This is a genomic window from Streptomyces griseorubiginosus, from assembly GCF_036345115.1.
Lineage (GTDB): Bacteria > Actinomycetota > Actinomycetes > Streptomycetales > Streptomycetaceae > Streptomyces > Streptomyces griseorubiginosus_C.
Genome location: NZ_CP107767.1, coordinates 19,009 through 45,932, shown reverse-complemented (window position 1 = coordinate 45,932; position 26,924 = coordinate 19,009). Strand labels below are relative to the sequence as shown.

General features: G+C 67.8%; 22 protein-coding genes and 3 pseudogenes. 8 read left to right on the top strand and 17 right to left on the bottom strand.

The window, feature by feature from the left end; all coding sequences use genetic code 11:
- Window positions 1-161 precede the first annotated feature (161 nt).
- The 4 genes and pseudogenes from OHN19_RS43565 to OHN19_RS43550 form a co-directional block, all read right to left on the bottom strand.
- Complete coding sequence (locus OHN19_RS43565; RefSeq protein WP_330294181.1) at window positions 162-1,166, bottom strand: TniB family NTP-binding protein; 1,005 nt, start codon at window positions 1,164-1,166, stop codon at window positions 162-164.
- Between the two features lie 41 nt (window positions 1,167-1,207).
- Window positions 1,208-3,397, bottom strand: coding sequence for a transposase (locus tag OHN19_RS43560; RefSeq protein ID WP_330294177.1), 2,190 nt, complete (start codon window positions 3,395-3,397; stop codon window positions 1,208-1,210).
- Window positions 3,398-3,437: 40 nt separating this feature from the next.
- Window positions 3,438-4,070 (bottom strand): annotated as a pseudogene (locus OHN19_RS43555) (TnsA-like heteromeric transposase endonuclease subunit); the annotation flags it as partial.
- Window positions 4,071-5,194: 1,124 nt separating this feature from the next.
- Window positions 5,195-6,862 (bottom strand): hypothetical protein, encoded by a 1,668-nt coding sequence (locus tag OHN19_RS43550; RefSeq protein ID WP_330294176.1) that lies wholly within the window; start codon window positions 6,860-6,862, stop codon window positions 5,195-5,197.
- A gap of 109 nt (window positions 6,863-6,971) precedes the next feature.
- On the opposite strand from OHN19_RS43550, the gene OHN19_RS44095 reads away from it, so the two are divergent.
- Window positions 6,972-7,361 carry a transposase gene (locus OHN19_RS44095; RefSeq protein ID WP_419249714.1) on the top strand — a complete coding sequence of 130 codons (390 nt, stop codon included), beginning with the start codon at window positions 6,972-6,974 and terminating at the stop codon, window positions 7,359-7,361.
- Window positions 7,362-7,402: 41 nt separating this feature from the next.
- Window positions 7,403-8,386 carry an IS3 family transposase gene (locus OHN19_RS43545; protein WP_419249715.1) on the top strand — a complete coding sequence of 328 codons (984 nt, stop codon included), beginning with the start codon at window positions 7,403-7,405 and terminating at the stop codon, window positions 8,384-8,386.
- Here OHN19_RS43545 and OHN19_RS43540 read toward each other — a convergent pair.
- The 4 genes from OHN19_RS43540 to OHN19_RS43525 all read right to left on the bottom strand — a co-directional run bounded on the left by OHN19_RS43540 (window position 8,381) and on the right by OHN19_RS43525 (window position 11,272).
- On the bottom strand, window positions 8,381-8,662 hold the full coding sequence (locus OHN19_RS43540; protein ID WP_330294175.1) for an ATP-binding protein: 282 nt from the start codon (window positions 8,660-8,662) through the stop codon (window positions 8,381-8,383). The two genes, OHN19_RS43545 and OHN19_RS43540, sit on opposite strands and share 6 nt — an antisense overlap.
- Window position 8,663: 1 nt before the next feature.
- Window positions 8,664-9,236: a hypothetical protein gene (locus OHN19_RS43535; RefSeq protein WP_330294174.1), complete on the bottom strand. Its 573-nt coding sequence runs from the start codon at window positions 9,234-9,236 to the stop codon at window positions 8,664-8,666.
- Entirely contained in the window at window positions 9,233-10,600 is a 1,368-nt protein-coding gene (locus OHN19_RS43530; protein WP_330294173.1) for a dsDNA nuclease domain-containing protein, read from the bottom strand. Before OHN19_RS43530 ends, OHN19_RS43535 begins: the two co-directional genes overlap by 4 nt.
- A gap of 216 nt (window positions 10,601-10,816) precedes the next feature.
- Window positions 10,817-11,272 carry a helicase associated domain-containing protein gene (locus OHN19_RS43525; protein WP_419249717.1) on the bottom strand — a complete coding sequence of 152 codons (456 nt, stop codon included), beginning with the start codon at window positions 11,270-11,272 and terminating at the stop codon, window positions 10,817-10,819.
- On the opposite strand from OHN19_RS43525, the gene OHN19_RS43520 reads away from it, so the two are divergent.
- Entirely contained in the window at window positions 11,249-11,818 is a 570-nt protein-coding gene (locus OHN19_RS43520; RefSeq protein WP_330294180.1) for a DUF6262 family protein, read from the top strand. The genes OHN19_RS43525 and OHN19_RS43520 overlap by 24 nt on opposite strands.
- 87 nt (window positions 11,819-11,905) lie before the next feature.
- The gene (locus OHN19_RS43515; RefSeq protein ID WP_330294172.1) at window positions 11,906-12,388 is read left to right on the top strand and encodes a hypothetical protein; all 483 of its coding nucleotides are present in this window, start codon (window positions 11,906-11,908) and stop codon (window positions 12,386-12,388) included.
- On the opposite strand, the gene OHN19_RS43510 is transcribed toward OHN19_RS43515, so the two are convergent.
- Window positions 12,354-13,190 carry an IS5 family transposase gene (locus OHN19_RS43510; RefSeq protein WP_329190872.1) on the bottom strand — a complete coding sequence of 279 codons (837 nt, stop codon included), beginning with the start codon at window positions 13,188-13,190 and terminating at the stop codon, window positions 12,354-12,356. The two genes, OHN19_RS43515 and OHN19_RS43510, sit on opposite strands and share 35 nt — an antisense overlap.
- 513 nt (window positions 13,191-13,703) lie before the next feature.
- Between OHN19_RS43510 and OHN19_RS43505 the strand changes: the two genes are divergently transcribed.
- Window positions 13,704-14,636: a hypothetical protein gene (locus OHN19_RS43505; protein ID WP_329182821.1), complete on the top strand. Its 933-nt coding sequence runs from the start codon at window positions 13,704-13,706 to the stop codon at window positions 14,634-14,636.
- 464 nt (window positions 14,637-15,100) lie between these two features.
- On the opposite strand, the pseudogene OHN19_RS43500 reads toward OHN19_RS43505, so the two are convergent.
- Window positions 15,101-15,542, bottom strand: a pseudogene (locus tag OHN19_RS43500) (IS5/IS1182 family transposase); the annotation flags it as partial.
- Window positions 15,543-15,624: 82 nt separating this feature from the next.
- Between OHN19_RS43500 and OHN19_RS43495 the strand changes: the two are divergent.
- The gene (locus tag OHN19_RS43495; RefSeq protein ID WP_329182820.1) at window positions 15,625-16,851 is read left to right on the top strand and encodes an ankyrin repeat domain-containing protein; all 1,227 of its coding nucleotides are present in this window, start codon (window positions 15,625-15,627) and stop codon (window positions 16,849-16,851) included.
- 30 nt (window positions 16,852-16,881) lie between these two features.
- On the opposite strand, the gene OHN19_RS43490 is transcribed toward OHN19_RS43495, so the two are convergent.
- Complete coding sequence (locus OHN19_RS43490; RefSeq protein ID WP_419196404.1) at window positions 16,882-19,305, bottom strand: Helicase associated domain protein; 2,424 nt, start codon at window positions 19,303-19,305, stop codon at window positions 16,882-16,884.
- A gap of 251 nt (window positions 19,306-19,556) precedes the next feature.
- On the opposite strand from OHN19_RS43490, the gene OHN19_RS44090 reads away from it, so the two are divergent.
- A complete protein-coding gene (locus OHN19_RS44090) occupies window positions 19,557-20,126 on the top strand; it encodes a hypothetical protein (protein ID WP_419249716.1) in 570 nt (189 codons plus the stop codon).
- A 13-nt stretch (window positions 20,127-20,139) separates the two neighbouring features.
- On the opposite strand, the gene OHN19_RS43485 is transcribed toward OHN19_RS44090, so the two are convergent.
- Window positions 20,140-21,123 carry an IS3 family transposase gene (locus OHN19_RS43485; RefSeq protein WP_419249715.1) on the bottom strand — a complete coding sequence of 328 codons (984 nt, stop codon included), beginning with the start codon at window positions 21,121-21,123 and terminating at the stop codon, window positions 20,140-20,142.
- A 41-nt stretch (window positions 21,124-21,164) separates the two neighbouring features.
- Entirely contained in the window at window positions 21,165-21,554 is a 390-nt protein-coding gene (locus OHN19_RS44085; RefSeq protein ID WP_419249714.1) for a transposase, read from the bottom strand.
- A gap of 81 nt (window positions 21,555-21,635) precedes the next feature.
- Here OHN19_RS44085 and OHN19_RS44080 point away from each other — a divergent pair, with 81 nt between their 5' ends.
- Window positions 21,636-21,896, top strand: a complete 261-nt coding sequence (locus OHN19_RS44080; RefSeq protein WP_419249718.1) for a hypothetical protein — start codon at window positions 21,636-21,638, stop codon at window positions 21,894-21,896.
- A gap of 72 nt (window positions 21,897-21,968) precedes the next feature.
- Here the strand turns inward: OHN19_RS44080 and OHN19_RS43480 are convergent, their stop codons facing one another.
- From OHN19_RS43480 to OHN19_RS43465, 4 genes and pseudogenes are all read right to left on the bottom strand, one after another.
- Window positions 21,969-24,278 carry a hypothetical protein gene (locus tag OHN19_RS43480; RefSeq protein ID WP_329182817.1) on the bottom strand — a complete coding sequence of 770 codons (2,310 nt, stop codon included), beginning with the start codon at window positions 24,276-24,278 and terminating at the stop codon, window positions 21,969-21,971.
- A gap of 253 nt (window positions 24,279-24,531) precedes the next feature.
- Entirely contained in the window at window positions 24,532-24,834 is a 303-nt protein-coding gene (locus OHN19_RS43475) for a hypothetical protein (protein ID WP_329182816.1), read from the bottom strand.
- Between the two features lie 36 nt (window positions 24,835-24,870).
- Window positions 24,871-25,797 (bottom strand): annotated as a pseudogene (locus tag OHN19_RS43470) (IS3 family transposase); the annotation flags it as partial.
- A 44-nt stretch (window positions 25,798-25,841) separates the two neighbouring features.
- The gene (locus OHN19_RS43465) at window positions 25,842-26,903 is read right to left on the bottom strand and encodes an IS110 family transposase (protein ID WP_330294170.1); all 1,062 of its coding nucleotides are present in this window, start codon (window positions 26,901-26,903) and stop codon (window positions 25,842-25,844) included.
- Window positions 26,904-26,924 lie beyond the last annotated feature (21 nt).

Genomic DNA, 26,924 nt, shown 5'->3' with positions numbered 1-26,924 from the left:
CCCCGCCCAACGGCAGACCGCGAGGCGAGCACCGGGACCGGTCCCGCGTCGGCGGCCACGTGCGCTCATCCCCGGCCGTATGCGCCCCCAGCATCTGCACGGTCTTTTTCACCCTCGCCTCCACCACCACGCCGCCTCCCTCCCCTTCACCTGCGCCGCCCTCAGGACACGGCGCTGCGGGTGCGCGGGGTGCGTCTGCGGGGCGGGCGGGACTGCTGTTCTGCGCGGATGTCGAGCTGGATGCCGGCCAGGAGCCGTTTGGTGATCTTCTCGCTGCCGTCGAGAAGCGCGGTCAGGGCCGCTTCACGGATGAGGTGGGACAGGCTTCCCATGACTCCGCCGGTGCGCTGATGGAGGTAGTCGGCGTGCCGGGCCAGGCTGCCCGGGGTGTGGTGGCGCAGGCGCAGGGCGTTTTCCATGTCGGTGACCAGGTCCAGCCAGACGGCGCGCTGCTCACTGGTGCCGCAGGACAGGGCGGTGTTGCGGACCAGGGTGAAGCGGCCGGCGAGCTGAGCGCCGCGCGGCCCGTTGAGCAGGGGGGATGCCTCAACGTCGACGCCGGCATAGACGAACGTCGCCGGGATCCTCTCGCCGAGGTGCTTCATCTGGTCGGAGGTCTCGGCGCCGGCGCGAGTGCGGGTGTCGAGCAGATGGACATCGTCGACGAGGACCAGCGCGGTGCCCAGCTGGCACAGCAGGTGGCAGACAGCATCGGTGATCTGCGCCTGATTCATCCGGACCGCGATGGGGATGCCGAGGAACCGGGCGAACTCCGAGACCAGCATCTTGGGCGTGGAGGCGGGCGGCACCGCCAGGAACACCACGGGCAACCGGTCGGTGCGGCCGGGGTGGCGGCGCTGCTCGGCGAGCTCGAAAGCGCGGCCCATCTCCAGCAGGGTGGTGGTCTTGCCGGTGGTGGGCGGCCCGGACACGATCAGCCCGCGGCGCGCGGTGCCCTGCTGGCGGCGGTTGAGCAGCATCAGCCGCCGCACCGACAGCGAGATGCGCTCCATCGCCGGGGTGGTCAGGACGACGAACCGGGAGTGGTAGTCCAGGCGTTCCTCAAGCGACCAGTCCTCGTCGGCGTCCGGCGGGGGCTGCAGCGGGGGAGTGCCGACGAACTGCTGCCAGCCCTCCCGTGTGGTCGGCGGCGCATACGCCGCCATCTGCTGCTCCTCGTCCGCGACGGGACCGGCATCGGCGACTGCTACCACTGGGCTGCCTCCTGAAAGGCGTCGTAGATCCGGGACGGGCGGGGGACGGCGGCCAGCCCCGGCGGCTGTCCGTGCCCGCTGGGAGTGCCCACGGCATCCTCTGGTGAGCCGAAAGGTTCGTCGTCCTCGTCCCAGCCGTCCTCGAACTCCTCGCCCGCGGCCTCGCCTTCCTCTCCATGTTTCTCATCGAGGCTCGTCGGGGTGAAAGCACCGACCAGGCCGTAGGACAGGGTCGGGGCCGTGAGCAGATCGGGCGGCTCCTGCTGATGCGGGGCGGGCCCGGCGAGGGATGCCGCGGCGCTGGCCCGCGCGGCGACGGTCCGCTCGCGGCGGGTGCCTTCACCGTTGCCGGCCCGCCGCAGAAGGCGGTCCAGGGCCTGGGCGAGCTGCTGCTCGTGCTCGTCACGGTCGGCGCGGCGCTCGACGGTCGCACGGATGTACCGCCAGGTGAAGTCGGTGAAGGGCAGGCTGACACGCTCCTTGTGGATCCACGGCACCTCCTGCCAGCCGCCAGGCAGCCGAACCCAGATCTGCTGGGGGTCATAAGGGTTGTGGTGGATCTCCCACATCCCGTCCCCGGCCGTCGACTTGAACCCGCGGTGCGGGTTGAGGACCTCGTGGTCGTAGGTGCGGTAGTCGAAGCGGATGCCGTAGTCGTTGATGCCCAGCCGCTTGATCGGAATGAGCTCCACGTAGTCGTCTTCGCTGAGCAACACCGGGACATAGCCGGTTACGCCGACCAGCGCGGCCCACATCTCGTTCGGCGACACCGCGAGCTTGGGGGCCAGCGGATGGCGCAGCGATGCGTGCCGGCGGTGCTGCCAGTCCGTGACCAGCCACTCGTCCAGCAGGTCCTGCACCTGGGGAAGCGTCCAGCACGCCTCGTCCTCGACATTGCTTCCGCGCTGGGTGACGTCGGAGCCGGTGTAGCCGGCAACGTACTGGGAGAAGCGGTGACCGATGGTGAGGAACGTCCTCTCGACGTTCCCCTTGGCCGGGCCGTTGGCCGGCGGCGCCGGCTGCACCGACACCCCCAGGCTCTGGCACGCCGCGGTGAACGAGGCGGAGATGAACACCCGGCCCTGGTCGACGACCACCGTCTCCGGCACGATCACCGGGCGGGCTGCCGCCCCCTCCACCCGTGCGTCCAGCGACACCAGCCGCTCGTAGGGGATGACCGAGCGCGACATCGCCAGAGCCTCTTCCCACCCCGGGCGCATCCGCATGGGCGTCACCATCTGCGCCAGCAGAACCGCCGCGTCCACCGACCCGGTGCCCGCCAGCCGCAGGACGGTCGCACAGATACTGCGCGTCGCCACGTCCAGCGCGATCGTCAACTCGGCCTTACCCACCACCCCGTCGGCCAGCACCACCATCACGTCCAAAGGAGTGCTGTCCAGCATCACCAGCTCACCGGGCCGCAGCGCCACTGTCGGGGTGAACGGCGGAGCCGGCCGTGAAGAATGACGGCGCCGCTGCGCCGCCGTCCCCAGCAGCCCCTGACGGTCCGCGAGAGCGTGCACCAGCCGGTTGAACGTCGAGGCCGGCGGCACCTTCACCACCCCCACACCGTGGACGTCCTCCAGAATCCAGCCGACGGTGCGCCGCAGCCGGCTCAGCGTCCCGGTCGACCGCTCCCGCTGCGCCTCAAGTGCCTGCTCGATCGCCGCTATCACCCGCTCGTCAGCGCGCCCCACCGGCGACCGCCGCCGGGCGGCCCGACCGTCCACCAGCCCCCACAGGCCCTGCTCCCGGTAGCGGGCCCGCATCCGCCGCACCGTCACCGCACTGGCCGGCTGCCCGGCCGCCGTCAGTTCGGCGGCCTTGGCCTCCTCCCGCTCCGCCATGGTGCGCAGGGCCGGATCGAACTCGGCCCGCGGTATCTGGTCCTGTCCCGGGACGGGGTATCCGGTCTCGACCTCACGCACGTGCCGCTCCCAGGCGTACGCACGCGTCCGCACCGGTTCCGGCAGCTCCTCCAGGAGGCCGAACGGCGGGACTTCGCGCCGCGGGGCGCCTACCACTTCGAAGTCGGGGTCGGCGAAGAGGAAGTTTGCCAGGACTGTGGCCACGGAGTTGTCCGCGTCGATCAGCTTTACGCACGACCCTTCCAGCATGACGACCGTCCACGTCCGCTGCGCGAAGCGCACTTGCACTCCGGGCTCCAGCACGGTGCCGTTCATCCCTGCCCCTCTCCTGGGGGACCGCCGTCACGGTCACTCGCTCGTGCAGCGGCAGGTCGAGGGGAGCCGACAAGTCGCCGTGCCACAGCGCATGGAAGACCACCGGGAAGACCTGGACCGGGTCGCCGACTTCTCGTACCCCCTCGATCAGCGGCCGCGGCTGCCGGAAGATCTCGGCCGCGCGCCCCGCCAGTTCACCGCCCTTGTAGCGGGGGTGCCGGTACCCCGCCAGCCAGCGCAGATTGGTTGCGAAAACCCGATCCGGAGGTCGCAGGACCTGGTACTGCCACCCCACCTGCGCGGCCGCGGCCTCCACCACCGCCGCTCGACGGGCCAGGCGCGGCGAGATGTCCCCGTGCCCGGCACAGTCCGCCAACAGACCCTTCCCATTGGCGAGCCGGGCCATCAGATGCGGTGCGTGCCGCACCCAGGCCCCCTCACGCTCACGCCAGGCGAGTTCCACTGGGCGGCACGCAATGGCCACCACGAGAGGATCATGGTCCAGCAGCATCACCTGGGTCCGCATGACACCGGATGCGTAATGCACCAGTCGGCCGTCGGTCGCCGACCACCACCAACCCGGCGCCATCCGCTTGCCGTGCCGCACCGGAAACCGCCGTACCGGGCCGCACTCCTCCAAGCAGACACCACGTGCGGCGTCCGGCCACGGCATCCGCTGCTCGTCTCCCGCGCAATCGACGAACCGAACCTCCACTTCGCCGATTCCAACCGATAACTCCCCGTCTGCCTCTGCATCTCCCGGTGTCGCGTCAGGCAGCCCGCTGGGGTGGCCGGATGTGCGAACCGGCTCGCGGACTGCGGCCAGCGGCGTCTTTTCGCATCCTTCGCCTGCCGGACCAGATGCCCGAGGACCGTCCTTCGCTCCGGCCTCCGCTTCTGCAGTCCGCGATGGAGGTGAGGGTAAGCAGGGGCCGCCGGATGCTGGCGGGCTGTGCGTGCCGATCATGCGCTCCAGTCAACCCTGTCGGTGCCGCGCGTGCGTCAGGAACCGGTCAACGGCACCTGTACGGGGCGGCGTTGACCTGGAGTCCAGGTGATGACCCCGCCCTGTGCGGTTGTCAGTGCAGACCCCTGCCCTGCGCACGCCGCCCACCCTGGCCGGGCGCGGGCACGCCGTCTGAACCCTTCGCAGCACCGCCGGCACCGCTGCGGCGCGCGGCCGCTGCCTGCTCGGCCAGGGTGCGCAGCTGGACACGGGCCGAGGCGGGGCGGTGGTCGGCGCGCAGCCCCACAGGTCCAGCCCGTACCCGTGGGGGTGCTGCTGTCCACGGCGGATGCGGGTGAACGCGCCCCCGTGGGGTCTCGGCCTTGGCCCAGGGTGGCGTGTTCAGCGTAGCGGTGGTCGGCGCGGGTGTTCCCCCGGCTGTCTGGCGGCTGGTCATTGGTACTGCCTCCGACGTGAGTTCGACAGGTCGGGCGGGACAGTGACAGGACTCGAGTGCTTGCGTCTCGTCCTAGCGGGCACGCTTCCTTCACCCCGTAGGGCCATAAGCCGGGACCCCAACCCGGACAGCAGCGGCCGGGAGGAAAGATTCCGGGGCATGACGAAGGCCCGGACGCCTGGTCCGGGCCCTGCGCTGTCGAAGTGCTCCAGCTGATCGAATGCCAGTAAGGGAGTCGGAGACCTTCCGTCAATTGTTCCGATGGGCTGTAGAAGCGGGGGCGGGACACCGAGGCTGGCGCGGCATCCGGCCTGCGAAGGGTGTGGCCCAGTGTTGCGCGCACGACGGGCACCCGTGGACCGGCCGGACGTTCGCCGCCGGACAGTACCTGGGATTAGCCGTCCGATTCGTTTTCGAGGCGGCCCGAGTGGTCGGGGCCGGGGTGGTCGACGCCGGGCACCATGGGGTTGTCGTAGTCGAACTCCACTTTGCCGAAGGAGTCGCTGGTGATAGGTGGGGGGTCGTTATCGGCGATGATCAGTTGCAGGCGTTCGCCGTACGCGTCGGCCAGAGTTCTGAAGCGGCTGTAGATCTCGGCCGCCCGTTGCCGGTCGGACTCGTTATTCCCGAAGGCTTTGCGTGGTGAATCGATCACGAGCAGCGACGGTACGAGAACGTCGGGGTGGTCGAGTCCGAAGGCGAGGAGGGTGAGGCTGTAGGCGAGGTTGACTGAGGTGGCGATGCCGCCGCCGGATGCCTGCAGGCTCTCAAAGGGCTGTCCGTTGACGACGGGCAGATAGGTGTCGCGGTCGATGACGGCCGTGTCAACCCAGGGCAGATTCCAGCCGGTGAGGAGTTGGCCGAACTCAGTGCTGAGGTCGCCGACCAGTGTCTGGCTGGCCTTGAGCTGCTCGGATTTTGCCTTGATAGCCTTGTTGACCCGGCTGCGTTCGGCCTTGATCGAGCGGATGTCCGCGTCGATGGTACGCACCCGTGCCCAGGACTCGCGCAGCTGGGTGATGGCATCGATGGTGGCCTTGAGCGAGGCGACGCGGGAGCTGGCCTCGGCAATGGCGTCGAAGCGGGGGGCGACCGCATCACGGGTTTGGGCGTCGAGCTGTCGGCGCAGGCTGGCGACGACAAAGCTGAGTTGCTGCGAGTGCTCCTGGACGGTCTGCAAGTGCGCCTCGTCGGACTGCTGGATGCGTTGTGCGTCTTCGAGCTGCTGTTGAAGGGCCGTGCGGGTCTCTTCGACCGCTGCTGGATCGACGTCGGCATCGGCGGGGTCGGGTTGCAGGCAGACGAGGCAGTGGCCATCCTCGACGGCCCGGGTCCCAAGGGACTGCATGCACCGCGGGCAGACGACGAATTCGAAGGGGGAGAGCTGGTCGATGGCTGTGGCTGAACGCGCGAGACGGGAGAGGTCGAGGTGCACCTGGGCGACGACGGCGTGCCGCGCCTCCACGAGGTCGGCAGCCGCCGAAACTTCCTCGTCGGCCTGCCTTGCGGCGCGGATAGCGTTCTGGAGCTCGTGCCGCAGCGCGGTGTCAGCGGCGGTCTCTTCTTCGAGTTCGGTGCGGAGACTGGCCAAGCCGGATTCGGCCCGCTCCAGGGTGTCGCGCAGTTGCATGAGTTCGGCCCGCAGTTCGTCGTCGCTGCGGGGGTCGGAGGCCGCCAGGAAGGCGCTGACGTTGTCGTGCTCGGCGGTTCTGGCCTTCAGTTTGTCCAAGAGCTGGCTCGTGATGCGCTTGAGTTCCATGAGTGCGCTGTCGGTGAGCCCGAACATCAGGCGGAAGAGCTCTCTGCGCTTGGTCTCAAACCAACTGTCCAGGTGGCCGACGACCTGACGGTCGATCTCGCGGGCCTGGAGGTAGACGTAGGCGTACAGGTCGTTGAAGGTGAGGTTCTGCGGCCTGGCTGCTCCCTCCCTCCGTGCAGCAATCTGTTCCCGCGGGAAGCCGAGAGCGTCCAGCAGATGGTCGGAGAGCGTCGTGAGGCCGTCGCCGGCCCGCAGAGGCAGGGATCGCTCCAGCGTCAGGGAGTGGGGATCTAGGAGATCCACGGTATCGGCGGCGTCTCCCTCGATGGCCCGCCCCCTCTCTGACAGCCTCGGCTGAGACACCCGGTTTATCGGGTTAGTCTGGATGGGCGAGACAGGAGATCCCTTCAGCATGGCCAGCACGACCCCGATACCCGCCGGTGACGATCCGGCGCCGAAGCCGAAGCGGCGGACGTTTTCCGCGGAGTACAAGCTGCGGATCGTTGCCGAGTACGACGCCGCCCCGGCCGGGGAGAAAGGCGCGATCCTGCGCCGTGAGCGGCTGTACCACTCGCACATCATCGAGTGGCGCCAGGCCCGCGAGGCCGGCGCCCTGGATGCCCTGGCCGACCGGCGGACCTCGGCGGTGCGGCCGAAGAAGGCGGCCGAGCAGGCCGAGCTGGAACGGCTGCGCAAGAAGGTCGCACGACTGGAGAAGGACCTGGCCCGCCGGGACGCGGCCCTGGAAGTCATGGGAAAAGCCAACGCGCTCTTGGAACTGCTCTCCGAGAGCGCGGACTGAAGCACGCCGCCGCGCCCCTGATCGACGAAGCGTTCACGGGTGTGCAGGGCCAGTTGGGGACCACAGCAGCCTGCCGGCTGACCGGGCGCTCACGCGCCACCCACTACCGTCACATCAACCCCAAGCCGAAGCCCGCACCGTCCCCAAGACCTACGCCCGCCTCGGCCCTCTCGCCGGCCGAACGGGCAGAGATCCTGGCGCTGTTGAACCGGCCGGAGTACGTAGACCTGCCGCCCGCGCAGGTCTGGGCGCGTGAGCTGGACGCGGGGAACTACTGGTGCTCGGAGCGGACGATGTACCGGATCCTGTCCGCCGCCGGGCAGAACGGCGAACGCCGCCGCCAGGCCACCCACCCGCCCAGGACGATCCCCGAGCTGACGGCGACCGGCCCCTCGCAGGTCTTCACCTGGGACATCACGAAGCTGCCCGGCCCGGACAAGGGCATCTGGTACCACGCCTACGTGATCATCGACATCTTCAGCCGCTACATCGTCGGCCACACCGTCGAGCGGGCCGAAACGGCTGAGCGGGCGGAGGAGTTGATCCGCGAGACGATCGAGCGCAACGGCATCGTGCCAGAGACCGTGCACGCAGACCGCGGCACCTCGATGACCAGCAAGAAGGTGTCCCAACTGCTGATCGACCTCGGCATCACCAGGAGCCACTCGCGCCCCAGGGTCAGCAACGACAACCCATACTCGGAAAGCCAGTTCAGGACCACGAAGTACACCGCCGACTACCCAGAACGGTTCGATTCGCTGGCCCATGCCCGGGAGTGGATGGACGCCTTCATCACCTACTACAACCACGACCACAGACACTCCGGGATCGGCCTGCACACCCCCGCCTCCGTCCACTTCGGCACTGCAGAGGAGGTCCGCGACCAGCGGGCCACCGCTCTCGCCGAGGCATACGAACGCCACCCCGAACGCTTCGCCCGCCGACCAAGACCACCCGAGATACCCGGCCAGGTCTGGATCAACGACCCGGCGAAACGAAGGCAACCCGAACCACAAGGTTCATAGCACCGCGAACGTCTCATTTGACTTGACAACTACCGGCCTGAGGACCACATGTTCACCGCCGGCCACGACCTCGGCTTGGACGGACAGCACGTTCTCGCGGACCGCCGGAGTGAGCATGGCGCTGCCACCAAGGGCATGTTTGAAGAGCATCAGCAGGCTGGACTTGCCAGTGCCGATGGGGCCCGTGATGACAGTGGCAGGCCGGTTGAAGCGGTAGGTCTGTTCCGCCGTGGCGGTCGTGACGGTCAGGGAGATGACGCGCAGGTTGACGGCCATGTCAGATCTCCGTCCGCCATGGCCGGTCGACGGCGTCGGGCAAGCGGTCGTAGATGAGATTCTTCAAGGAAGATCCTGACTTGTTGAATTGCCGCTTGAGCAACCTGATCCGGTTGTCGACCACAGCCCACTCCGGTGTTGCGGCAAGACTGGCCGCAGCGGCTGCGCCCTGCGGTGTGGCACGGAATTCGGCTCGAGCGCTGTCGCCGTAGGTGATCAGGCCGCGGGCGGCGAGCGAGCCGAGGATGCTGTAGTAGCGATGGTCCCAGGGCCCATACTTGTAGCGGGTCATGCGGCTCTCGACCGCGTGGCGCTCAGGCGGTGTGGGGGCCGTTCCTGCCGGCCATGACGCCTCGCCAGCGGGCAGGAGACGTTCCAGCATCACCGGATAGCGCAGCAGAAAGTCGAGTTTGGCGAGTTTCGTCAGACCTGCGAGCCCGTTCTTGGGCGTGGTGAACTGCGCGATGAGCAAAAGGATACGCGCCTCGTGGTAGTGGACCTCGCGCTGCTCGGCTTGCCTGCGCTTGGTCCGCATGCGCGCTGCTGCTGTCTCGAAATCGGCGCTGTGGGTCATGAGGCTTCCTCGTCCGCGTTAAACGTCTCGGAGAAGAAGAAGAGACAGTCGTCGCACAATTGGTAGGCCAGCCCTCGCAGGTGCTGGTTGTTGAGCTGAAAGGGCGGTAGCGAGGGCAGAGTGTCGACCCTCAGCCGCTCAGCCAGCAGGTCGTTCATTTTGTTGCCGAACTCGCTGCCCTCGGGTACCTGCGCACGGGCATGGCGCCGGCACTCGAAGACAATCTCCAGGATGTCCGTGGACAGGTTCAGCAGGTCCGTTTCGTCCCCCGCCAGGCCGGAGCGCCGCTCGGACCAGGTCGTGTACCACGCGGACCGGAGCCTCTCGGCGAAGGCCGCTTCGTCGGAGGGCACCAGACCCCGGCGTAGTTTGCGGTGGAGCTTGGTGCCTCCCGGTGCCACAACGGGCGCCTTGCCGCGGGGGAACGTGGGCAGCTGCACCGTCGTGTACGCGATCTCCTGACGGAGGATTTCGCGGGTGATTCTGCGCCTGCCAACGCGCTGCTGCATCTGAGTGCTGTGGCGGACACGCCCCGGGTCGGCGATGTACACGGCGAGCTGGGTGCGGTCGCTCTCGTCGCGGTTGGCGCGCTCGATCCGCTCCACAATGCCCCGATAGGTGGCCTCAAGGTCAACATGGGCCAGCTGCAGTTGCTTGACCGCAGGCACCAGAAGCCGCTGGATATTGACGTCAGTGATGTTCTCGCGCTGGGGTGGCTTGCAGGAGATCTCCAGGACCGCGAGAAAACGAACAACCTTGTCGACGAAGCCAGCGGGTATCCGAATGTCCGCGATCCTGCACTCGGGAGTCTTCGGCACGTTGGGGTAGGGCTGCTTCCAGCGGACTTTGAGCATCTGGCGTGCGACTGCCTCCGCCATGGCGGTCAAGCCAGTCGTAAGTTCTGGCTCCGGGCCGCACATCCGAGCCAGCACGCCAGCATTGCCCTTGCCCGGCTTCAGAGCCGCGTTCGTCGCCAGTCTGAGATGGACATTGTCCGCACACTCACACGCGCACCACCGGTCGAAGAGATGGGTCAGGCCGCCGCTCTTGCACAGTTCGGTGAGCGTCCACGGCCCTTGGGTCCCTTCGCGATGCTTGACGGAGACCAGTTCTACTGACCCGTCGGTCCGCGCCACGACGAAGTCCTCATGCCACTCGCAGACGACGAAGTCGATGGCCTCCTGCGTGAGCATGGCCAGACAGTCCCGTGCGGCTACCTCGGCCTGATACCGGTATCGGCCCAGTGTGTCCGAGCCGCTGTCTTCCTCCGGAGCCAGTTCGAAGAGCGCGTGCGCTGAGCCGTCTGCTTCAGGTGGCGCTCCGATGCCCTCGGGCCCAAAGCCCACACCCGCCGCATCGTCCATTGACGCCCCCGCCCCGGCCCTGTTGAGAGCACGCCCCCCGCTCCGTTGCGACGGCAGGGCTTTGAAGATCTCTACCGGTATCACACTCCAGCACGAGCGCGTAACCATGCGTCGTGGTCTGGCTCGGCGAAGAACCTGGGACCGTCCGCTGCCACGGGGCGCCGCCGTCCGAGCAGATAGCCAGCCATGCGACGACCGCGGCGACGACGACGATCATCACGTCCAGCGCATCCCGATCGCGGACAGCAGCTCCATCCGTTCTGGGGTCAGCGTCGCGGCTCTGCTGCGTTGATTCCCGATCCAGGCCCCCAGCTTGTGCTCTCGCTCCTCCTGGCCCTCGCCGCCGACGATCCGCTCGACCCACTTCCTGGGGACCTGAAGGTGCCCCTCACGCTCGTAGAACTGCTTGGCGGCCTCGTAGTTCATCGCCCACTTGTCGGCCTGCGTACGGCGCGGCGGCGGCTTCTCGTCCTCGCTGGCGGGCTCGATCCCGAGGACCTGCTCGCACATCCACTGCTGCACGGCCGTGAGCTGGTCCCAGCCGAGCCGCACCGACTGCGCCCACCGCCCGAGGTCCTCGCCCTGGCGCACGACGTCGCCCGTCTCGGTGGGCAGCGCCTCACCGGCGTCCAGGTGCATCCGCACGAGGTGGAAGCAGCGCTGCCAGGTCACCGGCCAGCTCGGGCACCAGGACGCGTCGATCTCCTCCAGCTGCTCGCGCCCCGCGGCAACCCCGCTCCCCTCGCCGAAGCCAGACGTCGCGACAGCCTCGACAAACGCACCCGCGTCCTGACCGCCATCACCGCTCTCGAAAAGGAAGGACAGCCGGTCACCTTCGCCGCCGTCGCCCGAACCGCCCGCGTCTCCGCCTGGCTCACCTACGCCCCCGGCGTGCGCGAGCACATCGAAGCCGCCCAGCTCCGCCAAGCCCGCCTCACCACCATCCCGGCCCAGCTAGGAAACCCGCCCACTTTCATCAGCCTGCGTGCGGAACTCGAACTCGCCCGCGAAGAGATCAAGGAGCTCCGCACGGAACGCGACCGGCTCCACGACGCCCTACGCCACCAGCTGGGCCGGCAGCTCGACGCTCTCCACACCCCCGACCTGGCGGCCAAGGCCGAGGAACTGGCGCGTCAAAACGTGCACCTCACCAGCCAGCTCCAACAGGCCTCAGCAGCGAGGACCGCGGCTGAGAAGCTGTTGTCTTTCCGTAGGTGATGGCTGCGTTTCCGCTGGTCAGGCATAGTATCGGCGGTTCGGCGGCAGGGATGGCGTGTCGTGTCGTCTCTTCGGTGGGGGTTTGGGATGCCGTCGGTGATGGGGCTGTTGGAGGAGCGGGAGCGTGCTGCTCGGCAGCGGGTGGAGGTTTTGCAGGCCGAGTTGCGGGAGGCGGAGGCCGCGTGGGAGCGGTTCGTGATCGCCCGTGAGACGGTCGGGCAGGTCCTGGCGGAACCAGGGGATCGCCGGCCGGCACCGGTGGCGGTGACCGAAGACCGGCCAGTGACGGTGGCGGGTGCGGTGCGCGGTTCGATGGTGCCGGTGTGGCTGGCAGGCCTGGAAGCCGCGGTGCTGGCGCCGGACTACCGCCGGATCATGGACATCCTGGCCGGCCGGGACGGAGAGGCGATGGACTGCCGGCAGCTCGCGGTGGCACTCGGTCTCCAGTCGGTGCCGGCGAAGGTCGAGGGGGTGCGGTCGAAGGCTAAGCGCCTGGTCACGCGGGGCTGGCTCACCGAAGCGCGGCCGGGGATGTTCAGTGTCCCCGTTTCGCGAGGCGGCGGCTCATGACCATGCTCATCGACCAGTGGATCATCGCCTCCGAACTGTCGGTGCGAGTCTCGTAGTCGCGGGTCAGGCGGCGGGTGCGCATCAGCCATGCGAACGTGCGTTCCACCAGCCACCTTTTGGGCAGCACGGTGAATCCGCTGGTGTCGTCGCTGCGTTTGACGACGGTCAGGGCGATCCGCAGGATGCTGCGGGCGAGGTCGACGAGCTGTCCGGTGTAGCCGCCGTCGGCCCACACTCGCGTGATCCGCCAGTGCCGCTGCCGCAGGCGGGCCAGCAGTGTCTGCCCGGCCTCGCGGTCGGTGACCGACGCCGCGGTGACGGTGACGGCCAGCAGCAGCCCGAGGGTGTCGACCACGATGTGCCGCTTGCGTCCGTTGATCTTTTTCCCCGCGTCGAAGCCACGCGTGGCGGCCGGCACCGAGGCTGCCCCTTTGACCGACTGGGCGTCGATGACGCCTGCGGTCGGCTCCGGATCCCGTCCTTCGGCACTGCGGAGACGGTCGCGGAGACGGTCGTGGAGTTCACCGATCAGGCCGTTGTCGCGCCAGCGCCGCCAGAACGCGTAGACGCGGTCCCAGGCGGGGAAGTCCGCGGGCATCGCCCGCCAGGTGATGCCGCCGGCGACCAGGTAGCGGATCGCGTCGATCATCTGCCGATGGCAATAGCCCTCCGGCTGTCCGCCCCTGCCTTCCAGCCAGCCCGGCACCGGCAGCAGGTCCCGCACCACCGCCCATTCGGCGTCCGTCAGGTCCGACGGGTAACGCCGGACACGGTGCGGACGATCGGCCGCGTTGCCGTACACGTGCGCGAGACAATCACACGACAGGGGAACCGAGTTGGACTCGGCATGCAGCAGCACGGAAGACTGCGGCACCAGGGCCTCCTGTTGCTCATGGACTTCGACACCCACGAGCTGTGCAGGAGGCCCTGCCTTCATGCCCGGCAAGCCGGAAGATCACCCGACCGGGAAGCCGCACTCGAACCCGTGCTCACCATGACCGGTAGAGCAACGGCTTCTGAGGCACGCATCTCGGCTCTGGAGGAAGACCTGGCCGCCACCCGTACCAGCCTCCGCAGAATGATCCGCGACGAAAACCTGAAATGACTCATCACGCCCAGCGCCTGCAGCTCACGTGCCGTTTGCGCCCGGCCTCCTACCGCTGTGGCCGGAGCCACTACGCCAGGCCCTGGCCGACCGGGATCCACCTGCTGGGGCTCGGGCGCGAATGCCGGGTCGCCTTGGTCGACTACGCTCAACCGTGCTCCTTCCGGCGGTGAGGGGCGGCTGCTGGGGAACGGTGGGGGAGCGGTGGGCGTGGTACGCAGCGATGTCACGCGGGACGACGGGACGTGGGTGGGCCTGTCCCTGGACGTACAGGACCGCCACCGGCCGGGACTGTGCGTGTTCGGTGCCGGGCAGCGGCTGCTGCTCTCCCAGCTGTCGCGGCCCGTGTTGCTCGCCGTTGTCGACGAACACCTCCAGGGCGTGGACTTCTGGCGCACTGACGAGTACCACTCCTTCATCCCGCCGCTGCGCGCGGACGCGGGGCGCGCCCTGGCGGGCAGCCCGGACCGGTGGGCTCACCGCTTCGCCCAGCACCTGATCGATTCGCCGGACAGCCCGTTGCACGAGGGCCGATGGCTGCTCTCGTGCGAAAGCCCGCTTCGGCGCTGGCGCCACGCCGACGCTTCGCATGCCGAGTACTGGAGCTCCATGCTCGTCGAGGGCCATCCGAACGGATACATCGACTGGTTCTTCCATAACCATTCGTGGGAGATCCTTCCCCTGCGGCCGATGCCTGATGCCGACGACAGCCGGGTCAAGGCGTACCGCAAGCAGGCCCGTGAAGGGACGCTCCCGCCCGTCCTGTTGTGGTGGGTCAGTGGCCTGGACTGCCATCTGATCTTGGACGGTCACGCGCGGCTCGCCGCGGCGATAGCCGAGTCCGTCGAGCCACCGCTGCTCCAGTTGCACCGCACGGCGCCGGGCGATGACCGCGCCGCGCGCATCAACGAGGCCGTGCAGTTCTACGAGAACGAACTCGCACGCTTCGCCGGACTCCGCGCCATCCACGGTCCCGCCGTCCCGGACGGCGCCGCCACCGCCGGCCCGCAGCTCGTCCGCCTCCTCCACGACCTGGACACCGCGGAACAGCCGACCTGGGCCTGGCCCCTGCCCGGCGGGGAGGATCAGTGGCGCCGCATCGCAAGCGAGGCGACAGCCAGCCAGGACTGGCCCGAGACCTGAAAAGTGCTTTTTCCCGGCTGTTTGATACCTCAGGTGACGAAGCCACTGGAGCGGTGATCGCGCGTGTGACTCGGGTCTAGGGTTTGCGGTTGCATGCGGGATTGTGCGTAGAAGCGGGGAGGGCGCAGGGAATGGCTACTGCGAGAACAGCACGGCTGCTGCTCAGCAATGGCGGTGAAGCCGCGCTGGAGCTGACCGTGGAGCCCTGGGCGGACACACACCGAATTCCCCCGAGGGGGACGTGGGTCGTGGTCACCCACTCGCCTGCGGCAGATGGCTCATGGTCCGGGACCTTGCGCGCGGACGAACCATTCCAGGTGGACCACCAGGCGGGGTCGGTCACGGTGTGGGTTAACGGCCACTGCTTCCACCTCGGCGACGCGGAGGGAACCGTGATCGACTCGGCCGACTGGCAGTGCCCTGCCCAGGGCTGTGCCTCCTGACGTGGTGCCCAGGAGCCCCACCCAGTTCGACGTGGATTCGCGGGTGAGCCGTCGGCTCATGAGGTTGACCATGGCCGCCTTGATCACGGCTTCGCAGCGGTGGGGGTGAGTCTCGTAGTCGGGCCAGGCGGCGGTGGTGCATGAGCCGGCCGAAGGTCCGCTCAACGACCCGGCGTCGCGGAACTGTGGAGCCCTTCTGGGCGGGTCGTGACGGGTGACCTCGCCGTCGATGTCGGCGCCGTGGTCGATGGCCCTGGTTCGGTAGCCGGTGTCGGCCCACGCCTTCGTAACGCCGGGTGGCCGGCGGCGATGTTGGAGAGCACCTCGGATGAGGCCGGCGTTGCCGGAGACACTGGCGGCGGTGACCAGCACGGTCGGGAGGATTGCCGAGGCGTCGACGCCGATATGGCGTTGCGATCTTCTTGTCCGCATCGATGCCCAGGCCGGCCGCGGGCACGGGGAGCCAGGTCCGGCCTGTCAGCTCGTCGACTACGCTCACCGGAGCTCCGAGCGTGAGGGGCGGCTGCGGGGGAACGGACGGGGGCATGGGCGTGGAGCCATTGCTGGCGGCGGTGCGCAGCCGGGACGCCGAAGCGGTTCACGCGCTGCTGGACGCGGGTGCAGACCCCGAGGTCACCGACGAGCACGGCACCCCGATCCTCTGCCTGGCGGTGGATACCGTCGCCGTGGAGGTCGTCGAAGCCCTGGTGATCTTGGCGCGGCTGGATCGTGTCGCTCCGGACGGCCGGACCGCGCTACTGCGGGCCGTCGACCGGGGTGCTTACGACATCGTGGAGATGCTGATCACTCAGGGCGCTGCGATGTGGCACACCGACCCCGATGGCCGTGACGCCCTGGCGCTGGCCTGGTACTGGCACGAGACGGGCGCCACGGAGGTGCTGCGCCGCAGGACAGGCCAACCGGCGCCGGCCGCCTGCAGGACCGTCGCGTCCGGCGAGGGGACGACCTGGGAAGAACTGTCCACGGGTGCCCTGACCGTCCGCACCGGACACAGCGCGATCCTCACCGCGCTGGAACCGCGGTACGGCATCACCGCTCCCTTCGGTGAACTGCTCGCCCGCGCCACCACCGAGCCGGACGTCGAGCACGGCGTGTGGTGGGCGACGACACACGAACTGCAGCACCGCCACGACCCCGCCATCTGGGAAGCAGCCGCGTCTTTGCGCACCCGGACGGACCCGCTGGAGCGGTACTTCGGTGCGGAAGTGCTGCGCCTGACCCACCTCTTCGACGACAGCGGCGAAGACCCATACGACGGGCCGTTGACCAGTCTGTTTCTGCCGTGGGTGGAGGAGGAGCCGGACCCGCGGGTGGTTCGGGCGCTCACCGCTGGGCTTGCCGAAGCCCGCGATCCGCGGGCCGAGCAGCGGCTGCCTGCTCTGACCAGGCATCCCGATGCCAGGGTCCGTCAGTGGGCGGTCGGCGGGCTGTACCGCGTTGTCACGGCAGGGGACCCGGATGCGCTCGCCGCCGTCGTAGAGTGCACCGCCGACGCCGAGGCGGCGGTCCGCCGGGTGGCGTGCACCGTCCTCGGCGCAGCGCCGCCACACGCGGCGGCCGCCTTTGACGTACTGGCCGCACGTCTCACCGACGCGGACGAGGGTGTCCGCGTCGAGGCCGCCGCTCGGCTCGCCCTGCGTGATGACCCGCGCGGCGACGACCTGCTTGAGGCCCTGGCCGCCCCGGACGAGGCCTCGCCGTACTACGGGCTCCTGTACGACGTGCACCGGCATCGCCTCCCGGGCCGCTAACCCGCGGCCCCCGGGCGCGGTTCACTGCTGTCACCAGCGCATGCCGAGGGCGTCGAGTTCGGCGCGTCGTTCCTCGGTGAGCTTGTCGGCGCGGCGGCGGGTGTTGTCGAGGAACTGGCCGAGCTTGACCTCGGTCACGGCCCCATCGGGCTCGGTGAGCTGTTCCACGTGCTTACGCGGGACCTGCAGGCTGTCCTCCCGGGCGTGGTACTGCTGGGCGGCGCGAAGGTTGATCGCCCATTTGTCGGCCTGAGTACGGCGTGCCGGGGGCTTCTCGTCGGGCTCTGCCGGGGTGAGGTGGAGCATGTTTTCCAGCATCCAGGCCTGTGCTGGCAGCAGCTGCTCCCAGCCCAAGCGCTGCGCCTGGACCCACGCGCCTAGGTCCTCGCCCTGCACGCTCACCTGTCCCGGCATGGTGGGGAGTGGCTGGCTATCCTCGATCAGCTTCCGGCACAGCCGATAGTTGCGTTGCCAGGCGACGGGCCAGGTCGGGCACCAGGATGGGTCGATGGCCTCGAGCGCGTCCCGGCGTTCCTCAGACAGCGCGCCGGTGGTGGAGCCGACGGGCAGCCCGGCCTCGCGCCGCTGCACGATGGTATCCGCGAGCCGTCCGGCGGTCCGCTGGTTCTTCGTCCAGACGCCCACGGGGTAGCCGTTCCAGACGGCCGTGGCGGGCGGCAGCAGGTGCCCGTGTTCGGCTGCCCACTCTGCCGCCGCTGACAGTCCTTCCTGGAAGGCGACGTCCCAGTGCGACCACACCATGCCCAGATCGTCCAATTCGGCGGCCCGCTTCGGATTCATCTGGCCCGCATGGAAAAACCTGCGCTGATCCGCGATCCACGTCCCCAGAGGAAAGCCTGCGGGGTCCCAGTGGCCTGGTGTGGTGAACGCATACGGCACGCGCAGATCCCCGTGTTCTTTCGCGTAGCGGGTGGCGGCTTGGATTCCGGCGCGCCAGTACGTGTTCTCTGGTCGGAGCACACGCAGGTTCATGAACTGCGCCAGAATCGCCGGATCACGCGGCGTGGAGAAGGACAAGAGTCCCTGTGCCGGACCCGACGGCCCACCCTCCCCACTTGCCCGGCCACTTACGGCGGTCTCAGCGGCCGACGGCTTGGCGGCGCGGCTGGGGGCTTGCTGTTCCGCGAGCTGCTCGATGGTCTCGGTGTCGTGTGAGCGCAGCGCGGCCAGCACCTTGGCCAGGCTGTTGTAGCCCTTGGAGGTGAGCATGGCGTCGGGGTCCTCGCCGGGGGCGAGGAAGACCGGCACGACCAGGCTGGCGACCTTGCCATCACCGGGCCGCATGCGTAGGGCGCGGCCGACGATCTGAAGGATGTCGACGGCAGATCCGCGTACATCGCCGAAGAACACACTGTCGCATCCCGGCGAGTCGACGCCCTCGCCGAGGACGCGAACGGAGCTCAGCATGCGCAGCCGCATCGGCACCAGGCCCCCATCGACCCCTTCGCCGACCGAGTCAGCGAACGTTGCCAGGGTCTCGCGACGGTGAGTGGGAGAGTGCTCCCCGCACAGCCAGTCCGCCCACACCCGGTCCGGCTCCGCATACGTGGCCGGGTCGTCCTCCCACAGCCGCCGGGCGACGGCCGGCACCCCGGCCGCCATCGCCTCCGCCTCACTGGTCCGGTAGTGAAACGTCAGCATCCTGCGCAGACCCCGCACAGCGGCGGTCTTCACCGCAGCTGTCTGCAACGCCGCAAGACGAGACCCCCGCACGTTGTCGGAGCGGGACTCCAGCCCGAGCAGCGCGGCCGCCTGCAACTGCGGGTCGGCAACGTCCACGCACACGACCTGATACGCCGCGACCAACCCCCGATCCCGCGCCTGCGACAGCGTCAGCTTGTACGCCACCGACCCGAACACCCCGTCCGGATCGTCTTCCATCGAAGCGACCAGCACCGGCCCCGAACCACCCCCACCCCCGGCATCCGGCGCCTCCCACACCCGCGGAGTCGCCGTCATATACAACCGTCGATCCGCAGGGATCCGCTCATTGTCATGCACCGCCGCCCCCGGCTTCCCAGCCCGACCACTGGTGCGGTGCGCCTCGTCCACGATGACCAGCGACCACGGGGCCAAACCGGCTGCGTGGGCTCGCTGCAGGGTGCCCATGCCGACCGAGGCATATGTGGCGAACACCGTGACGGTCTCCAACCCCCGCGTCCACGCCACCAACTCCTCCACGTCCGTGGTGCACGCGAACGGCGCCTCATCCGCCCGCAACGAGCAGATCCCGTAGAACACCCCTGCACGGCCGCCGGCCCGCCACGCAGCTGCCATCTGCACCAGCAGATCCAAGGTCGGCACCAACACCAGGACCCGCCCCGCCCGCAACTTCCGCGCGGTCAGCACCCCGATGAACGTCTTACCCGAACCAGTCGCAGCAATGACCTGCGCCCGCAGACCCCGCACAGGCATGTCCTGCCCCGGAGCCAATTCCAGAGCTGTGAAGTGTTACCACGGTGCTAGTGAAGTGGTGTCATCGCTGTGCCAGCATCAGGTTGCTGATGAGCCGCGTTGACCTGTGTCTATGGACCTGAGGTTCTGGCGTACAGAGGTGCCATACGCTGGCATAGGGCGGCATCGCGCCGTGGCATGCCGGTGACACTTCCATAGGCCCCTCAGCCGGGGTTGGTGGTGAGGGGCTCATCCAAGGCTCAGGCTGCATAGCGATTCAGCGGGGGGACATGGATCGACAGAGTAGGGCGGACGCGCTGGACATGGAGATGGCCACGCGCCTGATGCCCAGCGAAGCCGTGACTGCATTGGTTGAATGGTGGGCTCAGCACTCGGAGACCTACCGGGATGGGCCCGGAGCACATGCGGTCATCTACACGCCATCTCGCTGGGCCTCCATCACTCCATGGCCGGGCGGCCTTGTACCCACTTCTGACAGCACTGACTCACGCGTCAGCCGAGCAGAGGTCACCAGGATGGTCAGCGACGCACTGAACCGTGAGGCGTGGACGGAAGCATTGGTAGCCACGTTCGTCTGGGGCATGGGTAAGAGCGGAACTCCTCGCGGCAGCGGGCCCTACGTGCTGAGCCAGATCCTGAGATGCTCGAACCTGGACCAGGAACTCGCGACAGCGGTCAACAGCTTGCGCGAGCATGGCGCGGTCCCTGCCTACGCCCGGCTCCGTGGCACCGTCAGCGGCTTGGGCCCCTCCTTCTTCACTAAGTTCCTGTACTTCGTAGGCCAAGCGTTGCCGGTCATTCCCGGGCGACGCCCGCTCGGTAGTTGTCAAGTCAAATGAGACGTTCGCGGTGCTATGAACCTTGTGGTTCGGGTTGCCTTCGTTTCGCCGGGTCGTTGATCCAGACCTGGCCGGGTATCTCGGGTGGTCTTGGTCGGCGGGCGAAGCGTTCGGGGTGGCGTTCGTATGCCTCGGCGAGAGCGGTGGCCCGCTGGTCGCGGACCTCCTCTGCAGTGCCGAAGTGGACGGAGGCGGGGGTGTGCAGGCCGATCCCGGAGTGTCTGTGGTCGTGGTTGTAGTAGGTGATGAAGGCGTCCATCCACTCCCGGGCATGGGCCAGCGAATCGAACCGTTCTGGGTAGTCGGCGGTGTACTTCGTGGTCCTGAACTGGCTTTCCGAGTATGGGTTGTCGTTGCTGACCCTGGGGCGCGAGTGGCTCCTGGTGATGCCGAGGTCGATCAGCAGTTGGGACACCTTCTTGCTGGTCATCGAGGTGCCGCGGTCTGCGTGCACGGTCTCTGGCACGATGCCGTTGCGCTCGATCGTCTCGCGGATCAACTCCTCCGCCCGCTCAGCCGTTTCGGCCCGCTCGACGGTGTGGCCGACGATGTAGCGGCTGAAGATGTCGATGATCACGTAGGCGTGGTACCAGATGCCCTTGTCCGGGCCGGGCAGCTTCGTGATGTCCCAGGTGAAGACCTGCGAGGGGCCGGTCGCCGTCAGCTCGGGGATCGTCCTGGGCGGGTGGGTGGCCTGGCGGCGGCGTTCGCCGTTCTGCCCGGCGGCGGACAGGATCCGGTACATCGTCCGCTCCGAGCACCAGTAGTTCCCCGCGTCCAGCTCACGCGCCCAGACCTGCGCGGGCGGCAGGTCTACGTACTCCGGCCGGTTCAACAGCGCCAGGATCTCTGCCCGTTCGGCCGGCGAGAGGGCCGAGGCGGGCGTAGGTCTTGGGGACGGTGCGGGCTTCGGCTTGGGGTTGATGTGACGGTAGTGGGTGGCGCGTGAGCGCCCGGTCAGCCGGCAGGCTGCTGTGGTCCCCAACTGGCCCTGCACACCCGTGAACGCTTCGTCGATCAGGGGCGCGGCGGCGTGCTTCAGTCCGCGCTCTCGGAGAGCAGTTCCAAGAGCGCGTTGGCTTTTCCCATGACTTCCAGGGCCGCGTCCCGGCGGGCCAGGTCCTTCTCCAGTCGTGCGACCTTCTTGCGCAGCCGTTCCAGCTCGGCCTGCTCGGCCGCCTTCTTCGGCCGCACCGCCGAGGTCCGCCGGTCGGCCAGGGCATCCAGGGCGCCGGCCTCGCGGGCCTGGCGCCACTCGATGATGTGCGAGTGGTACAGCCGCTCACGGCGCAGGATCGCGCCTTTCTCCCCGGCCGGGGCGGCGTCGTACTCGGCAACGATCCGCAGCTTGTACTCCGCGGAAAACGTCCGCCGCTTCGGCTTCGGCGCCGGATCGTCACCGGCGGGTATCGGGGTCGTGCTGGCCATGCTGAAGGGATCTCCTGTCTCGCCCATCCAGACTAACCCGATAAACCGGGTGTCTCAGCCGAGGCTGTCAGAGAGGGGCTTATCCTTGATCGCACACTCGCCCGTTCCATGCGCCATCGCGCGGCTGCCGTTGGACGCGAGACGGGCCTGGATCCCGACGGGTCAGTGGCGGCCTGGTTGTGGACTGACGCCGGCTGGTCTGCGCATCGGTACGACGTCTATCTCTTCTTCATGCACGCCGTGTCTCGACAGTTGACTTCCTCTCCTGACTGGCCGTCCGGCGCAGCCCCCGACCTCGTGGAACTGGCATTGTTCAGTGGTTGCCTGCCCTCGTCCGGGTGAGTACGTAGACCGACAAGCCGGGCTCACTCACCGCGATCTTGAAGGGCGACCAGCGACACGAACTGCCGGAAGTCAGAACAAGTTCCGCACGGGATCGTGTGCACCGAAGTCTCGGGAGCTGGCTTCGACGATCAGTTGGCAGTAGCGCTCCTCGTGGGTGTCTGGATCTTCGGAGGTAGGGTTGGGACTGCCCCAGCGTGGCATCCCGGCCCCGTCGATGGTCGGCCTGGGCGTGGGGTTGAGCCAGAAGTCGCTCGTGATGACTCGAGTGGTTGCGTCGTCGCAGTCGAAGGCGAGTGCTTCGGGGCAGTCGGTTTTGCTGTCGCCGGCGCCGAGAAGCACGGTTGGGGACTGCAATGCTTCTGCGATGCGGCGGACCTTGCCGACTTCTGTGTCGTCCAGGCGTCGGCCGTGACGTTTGACTTCGGCGGGCATGATGGTGCCGTCAGCGAGGAGTAGCACGATGTCGGCCTCGCCGATCTGCTGGGTGCCTTGGTAGAACTCCACCCCGGGGTGGGCACCCACGATGTAGCCCGGCCTGTTACCCAAGGCAGCGATCAGCCAGCGCATGATCAGCGCGTGGTAGATAGAGTCGTCGCCGATTGACCGCCGCAGCGGCTCGGCCAGACGGTACCGGAGTGGTAGCGAGGTCAGTCCGAATGGGTCGGTGAGGACACGGCCGCAACGTGGGCAGCTGACTTCAGCTACATGCTCGACTGGGCGGTGGATGCTGCACTGGCAGTGATTGCACTCGAGCTTCACCACACGCTGGACGAGGCGTTGCTGCAGGGCCCAAGTCAACCAGGCGTTCGCCACTGACTTCTTCCGGCCAAATGCTTGGCTGAGCCCGCTGAGATCAAAGGTTCCGGAGGTTTCAGCGTCATGGCTGATGTTCACCTCCCGGAGTATCTCCTCGAACCGCTGCATTGCGGCTTCTGGATCCTGCTGCGCTTGGGCCACCTCCTGGGCTAGGCGGTCTGTCCGTTGCTTAAACCAGCTCATCGACGTACTGGCGGCAGTGTCGTAGAGGTGAGCCAGAAGGCCGCGGTGTGCCAACCAGCGGAGTCCTGCAGAACCGCCGGCAAGTTCAGTCAGCGCCATGGCATGCCGACCCGCTACAGACTCTCGTACTGTCAGGCCGTGCTCGTGGGCAGCTGCTTCCAGTAGCGTCCACGAGTGTGGCCAGACAACTTCACCAATGCCCGTGGATGAGGCCTTGATTATGGCGCCCCTGCCGCCGTAGCCGGGGTACCAGTTTTTGCTTCGCAGAGCAGTTACAGGCGGTATAGGGCGACGGTCGACCTCCACGGTGAGGCGTAGGGACTTGTCGCTGTCTGCCAGGGCGAGGACCTCTCGGTCATCGTCCAACAGTGTCGTTGCCAGCGCGACGCCGCCCGCGAAGGACAAGGTCGTTGTGGAACTACGGGCCAACGGGGCTGGTGCGGGCACCAGAACATCTGCGGGGACCAGCGGGAAGACACGCCGACCGGAGAACCTATCGCTTACGGCTTGCAGCTCTTCTTGCCCGAGGCTCGTGGAGGTGATGGCGATCATGGGCGACGTGCCGGTTACCCAAAAGGGCTGTCTGGTCACAGATGCGATGTTGGAGTGGAGTTCGTCTGCGTCAACTGAGCCGCTGGGGGTGCGGGGCACGGGTACCCCGATCGGCAGAACCGGCCGCCAGCCGTGCAGAGACCGCAAGTTCCACAGCAGGGCAGCGTCTGCGACGCTGCCGGGCTCGTACAGGACGTAGACGTTGTGTCCAAGGCCACGGACCCATGAGTCGGGTTCCCCCAGCCATCCGTCGATCGCATAGGAGGTTACGTCTGGGTGTCGTGCCGTCAGTTCTATCCGGCTTAGTGCCACCGGGCTGACCTGCTTGGATCGAGAGATGAGGTCGTCCACGCTGGTTTGAGGAGTCTGCCGTTGAAGGTCGACGACCTCGTCGAACTGCAGATCATCACGTGCCTTTGAACGCGCCAGAAGACTCTCAGACGGCCTTTGTGGCAGACGGCCCAGCATGATGGTGTAGGCCAGTTCCCATACGTCCGACTGATCTGCCTCGGTGACGACTACTGGGCGCAGTGTGTCCCGTGGGCGTGTTCCTGTCACAAGCAGGACGGGAAGCTCGTCGCCGTGGCTCAGGGTCGGAAGCCGAAGCCGTTCTGCGACATCAGCACGCACGCGCTCAAGTGCAGGCCGCCGCATGTCCGAGGCCCAGGTGGACAGGCCATCGAGTTCGCAATGCCGCAGAAGGTGGAGGTAGAGCTGGCTGATAGAGCCGTCCGGGGCAACGGGAACGAGAAGGTCACCTACACCGCCCCACACCTGGCACAGGTGCTCAACCAGCTCCCGTAGCCGGGGGTAGTCGTCATCCCACACGAGGCGGGCGTGCCGATAAGGCCGCAGGTGGCGACGGGCTAGAACGGTTCCAGACAGAGGCTCTCGCCTGAGAACGTTACACACACATACTCCTCATCAGCGGCCGAGCCCAGTATTGCTGCCCCACGGTTGCCAGCGCTGGTAGTGGACAACGTTTGCCGTGGGAGGCGAAGCCCCGCACGTGACCGACCAGGTCGGGAAGGTGACGCCAGCGTTTGACATGACGGTTGCAGCCGCTGGCCCCTTGACAGGGTCAGGATTCCGGGTCTGTCAGCGTGGTATTCCACAGCGCCCTATAAGCCTGCAGTTCCTCTTCAGACAGCTCCAGATCGCCCTGAACTGCAAACACGGTGGTGTCCCAGTCACGGTAACCGTCCGTACGGGGGGTCAGCAGCACACCCACCGACGTCAACTGCCTCATGTCAGCGCTCTCGCCGCGTTCGTGGTGGCGCAACTGCACCCAGGAGGAAAACGCCGCGCGTGTGTATTCAGTGAGCTTCGAACAGGCTGCGAATCCAAGCTGGTCGTGGTCAGGTCCTGCGGTGAATGTACGCATGCGCCAAACTGAACCGTTCCGGGTTCGGTAGAGATCTCAGATGTTGGTTGTGACCTGGGGTTTCGCGGTTGCGAGGTAGTGGTTGTTCTCGTATTCCACGGGCGGGAGGTGGCCGATCTCACCATGGAGTCGTCGATGGTTGTACCAGTCGACGTACTCGGCGGTGGCGAGTTCGACGTCGGACAGTGTCTTCCAGGGCCGTCGGGGCTTGATCAGTTCGGTCTTGAACAGGCCGATCGTGCTCTCCATCAGGGCGTTGTCGTAGGCGTCGCCGACCGATCCGATCGAGGCGGCGATGCCGACAGAGTCCAGGTGCTCGGCGAGCCGGAAACTCGTGTACTGCGACCCGGCGTCCGAGTGGTGAATCAACTTGCCTGGCTGGAGCGGGTGTTGCTCGCGGTCGCGTTGCCAGATCGCCATCTCCAGGGCGTCCAGCACGAAGATCGTTTCCTTCACGGTGGCCGCCGACCAGCCGACGATCCGGCGGGAGAAGGTGTCCACGACGAAGGCGACGTAGACGACACCGGCCCAGGTCTTCACGTGGGTGAAGTCCGCGACCCAGCAGCGGTTCGGGGCGCCGGCGACGAAGTCGCGATCCACCAGGTCAGGGGCCCGCTCGACCTGTCCGCCGGGCAGCGTGGTGATGACGCGTTTGCCGCGGACCGCTCCGGCGATGCCCAGCTCGCGCATCAGGCGTTCAACGGTGCAGCGGGCCACGTCATGGCCCTGCCGGTTCAGCTGGCGCCAGATCTTCCTCGCTCCGTAGACACGGTAGTTGGCCTCGAAGACCTCGCTGATCCGTTCCTTCAGCTCGGCGTCCCGCACGGTCCTGGCGGACGGCATGGTCCGGCGTTTGTGGTGGGCGTAGTAGGTGGAGGGGGCGATCTTGCAGTCGTGCTCGGTCAGCACGCGGCAGATCGGCTCGACACCGCCGAAGCGGTCCCGGTGCTCGTCGATGAACGCTACGAGCGTGTGTGTGGCCGGTCGAGCTCGGCGATGCTCCTATGTCAAGCCGCGAGCGGAACCGACAGGTCAGCGGGCACAAGGCCAGGGCGAGCAGCGGTTTCGTCGGCGAGCAGGGCCCGGAACACGCGGTCGGAGATGCGCCGCCGCAGCAGACGCACCGCCTCCTTAGGCGTCTTCCCGCGGGCTCGCTGCTTGGCGAAGTAGTCGGCACCTTCGCCACCTCGCCGGACCTGCGTGACCGCGATCATGTGCAGCGCGTGGTTGATGGACCGGTTCCCGCCCCGGTTGAGGCGGACGCGGACCTTGTTCGAAGACCAGACCGGGATGGGCGCGGTCCCGGTGAAGTGCGCGAACGCGTCCTTGGACTTGAACCGGGCGGCTCCGGCCGTCTCGCCGATGATGACGGCGGCGCTGATCACGCCGCACCCGGGGATGGCCAGCAGCGATGGCGCCAGGGTCTCCGCCAGCTTGCGCAGCCGTGCTTCGAGGGCGTTGATCTGCTCGGTCAGCCGGCGGCATTCGCCGATCAGGTCGCGTGCGATCTCGACGACCACCCCCTCGCGGCCTGCGAGTGCCGCAGCGAGCGCATCGAAGACGCACAGCCGTCGTAAGCCCCGTGAGGGAACGGGGAGTTCAGGGTCGATCTCGTGCAGGAACCAGCGCAGCTTGTTCGCCGCGGCGGTCCGGTTGCGCACAAGACAGCGACGGTGGTCGACGAGCAGCTTCACGTCTCGCGTCGGCCCGGCGAGACTGGCGCGGGGCAGGTCGGGCTCGCGCAGCGCGACCCGTGCCACCGCCTCGGCGTCGATCGGGTCGGACTTGCCGCGCTCCCGTGCCGAGCGACGGGTTCCGGCCATGAGCCGCGTGTGCACCCGCACCACGGCGTGGCCAGCGAGTAGCAGATCGGCTTCGAACCGGCGGGTCAGGTGGCGGCAGTCCTCAATGGCGAGCAGGACCTGGCCGAACTGGGCGATCCACTTGATTGCCTGGGCGTGACCGGCTGGGGTGGCGGGGACCGTGACCTCACTCGCTCTTCGCCCCAGCGGGTCGACCGCGACCAGCGTGTGCGTCTTCTTGTGGCCATCGATGCCGACAACGTGCACGGGAACCTCCGCACCGTGGTG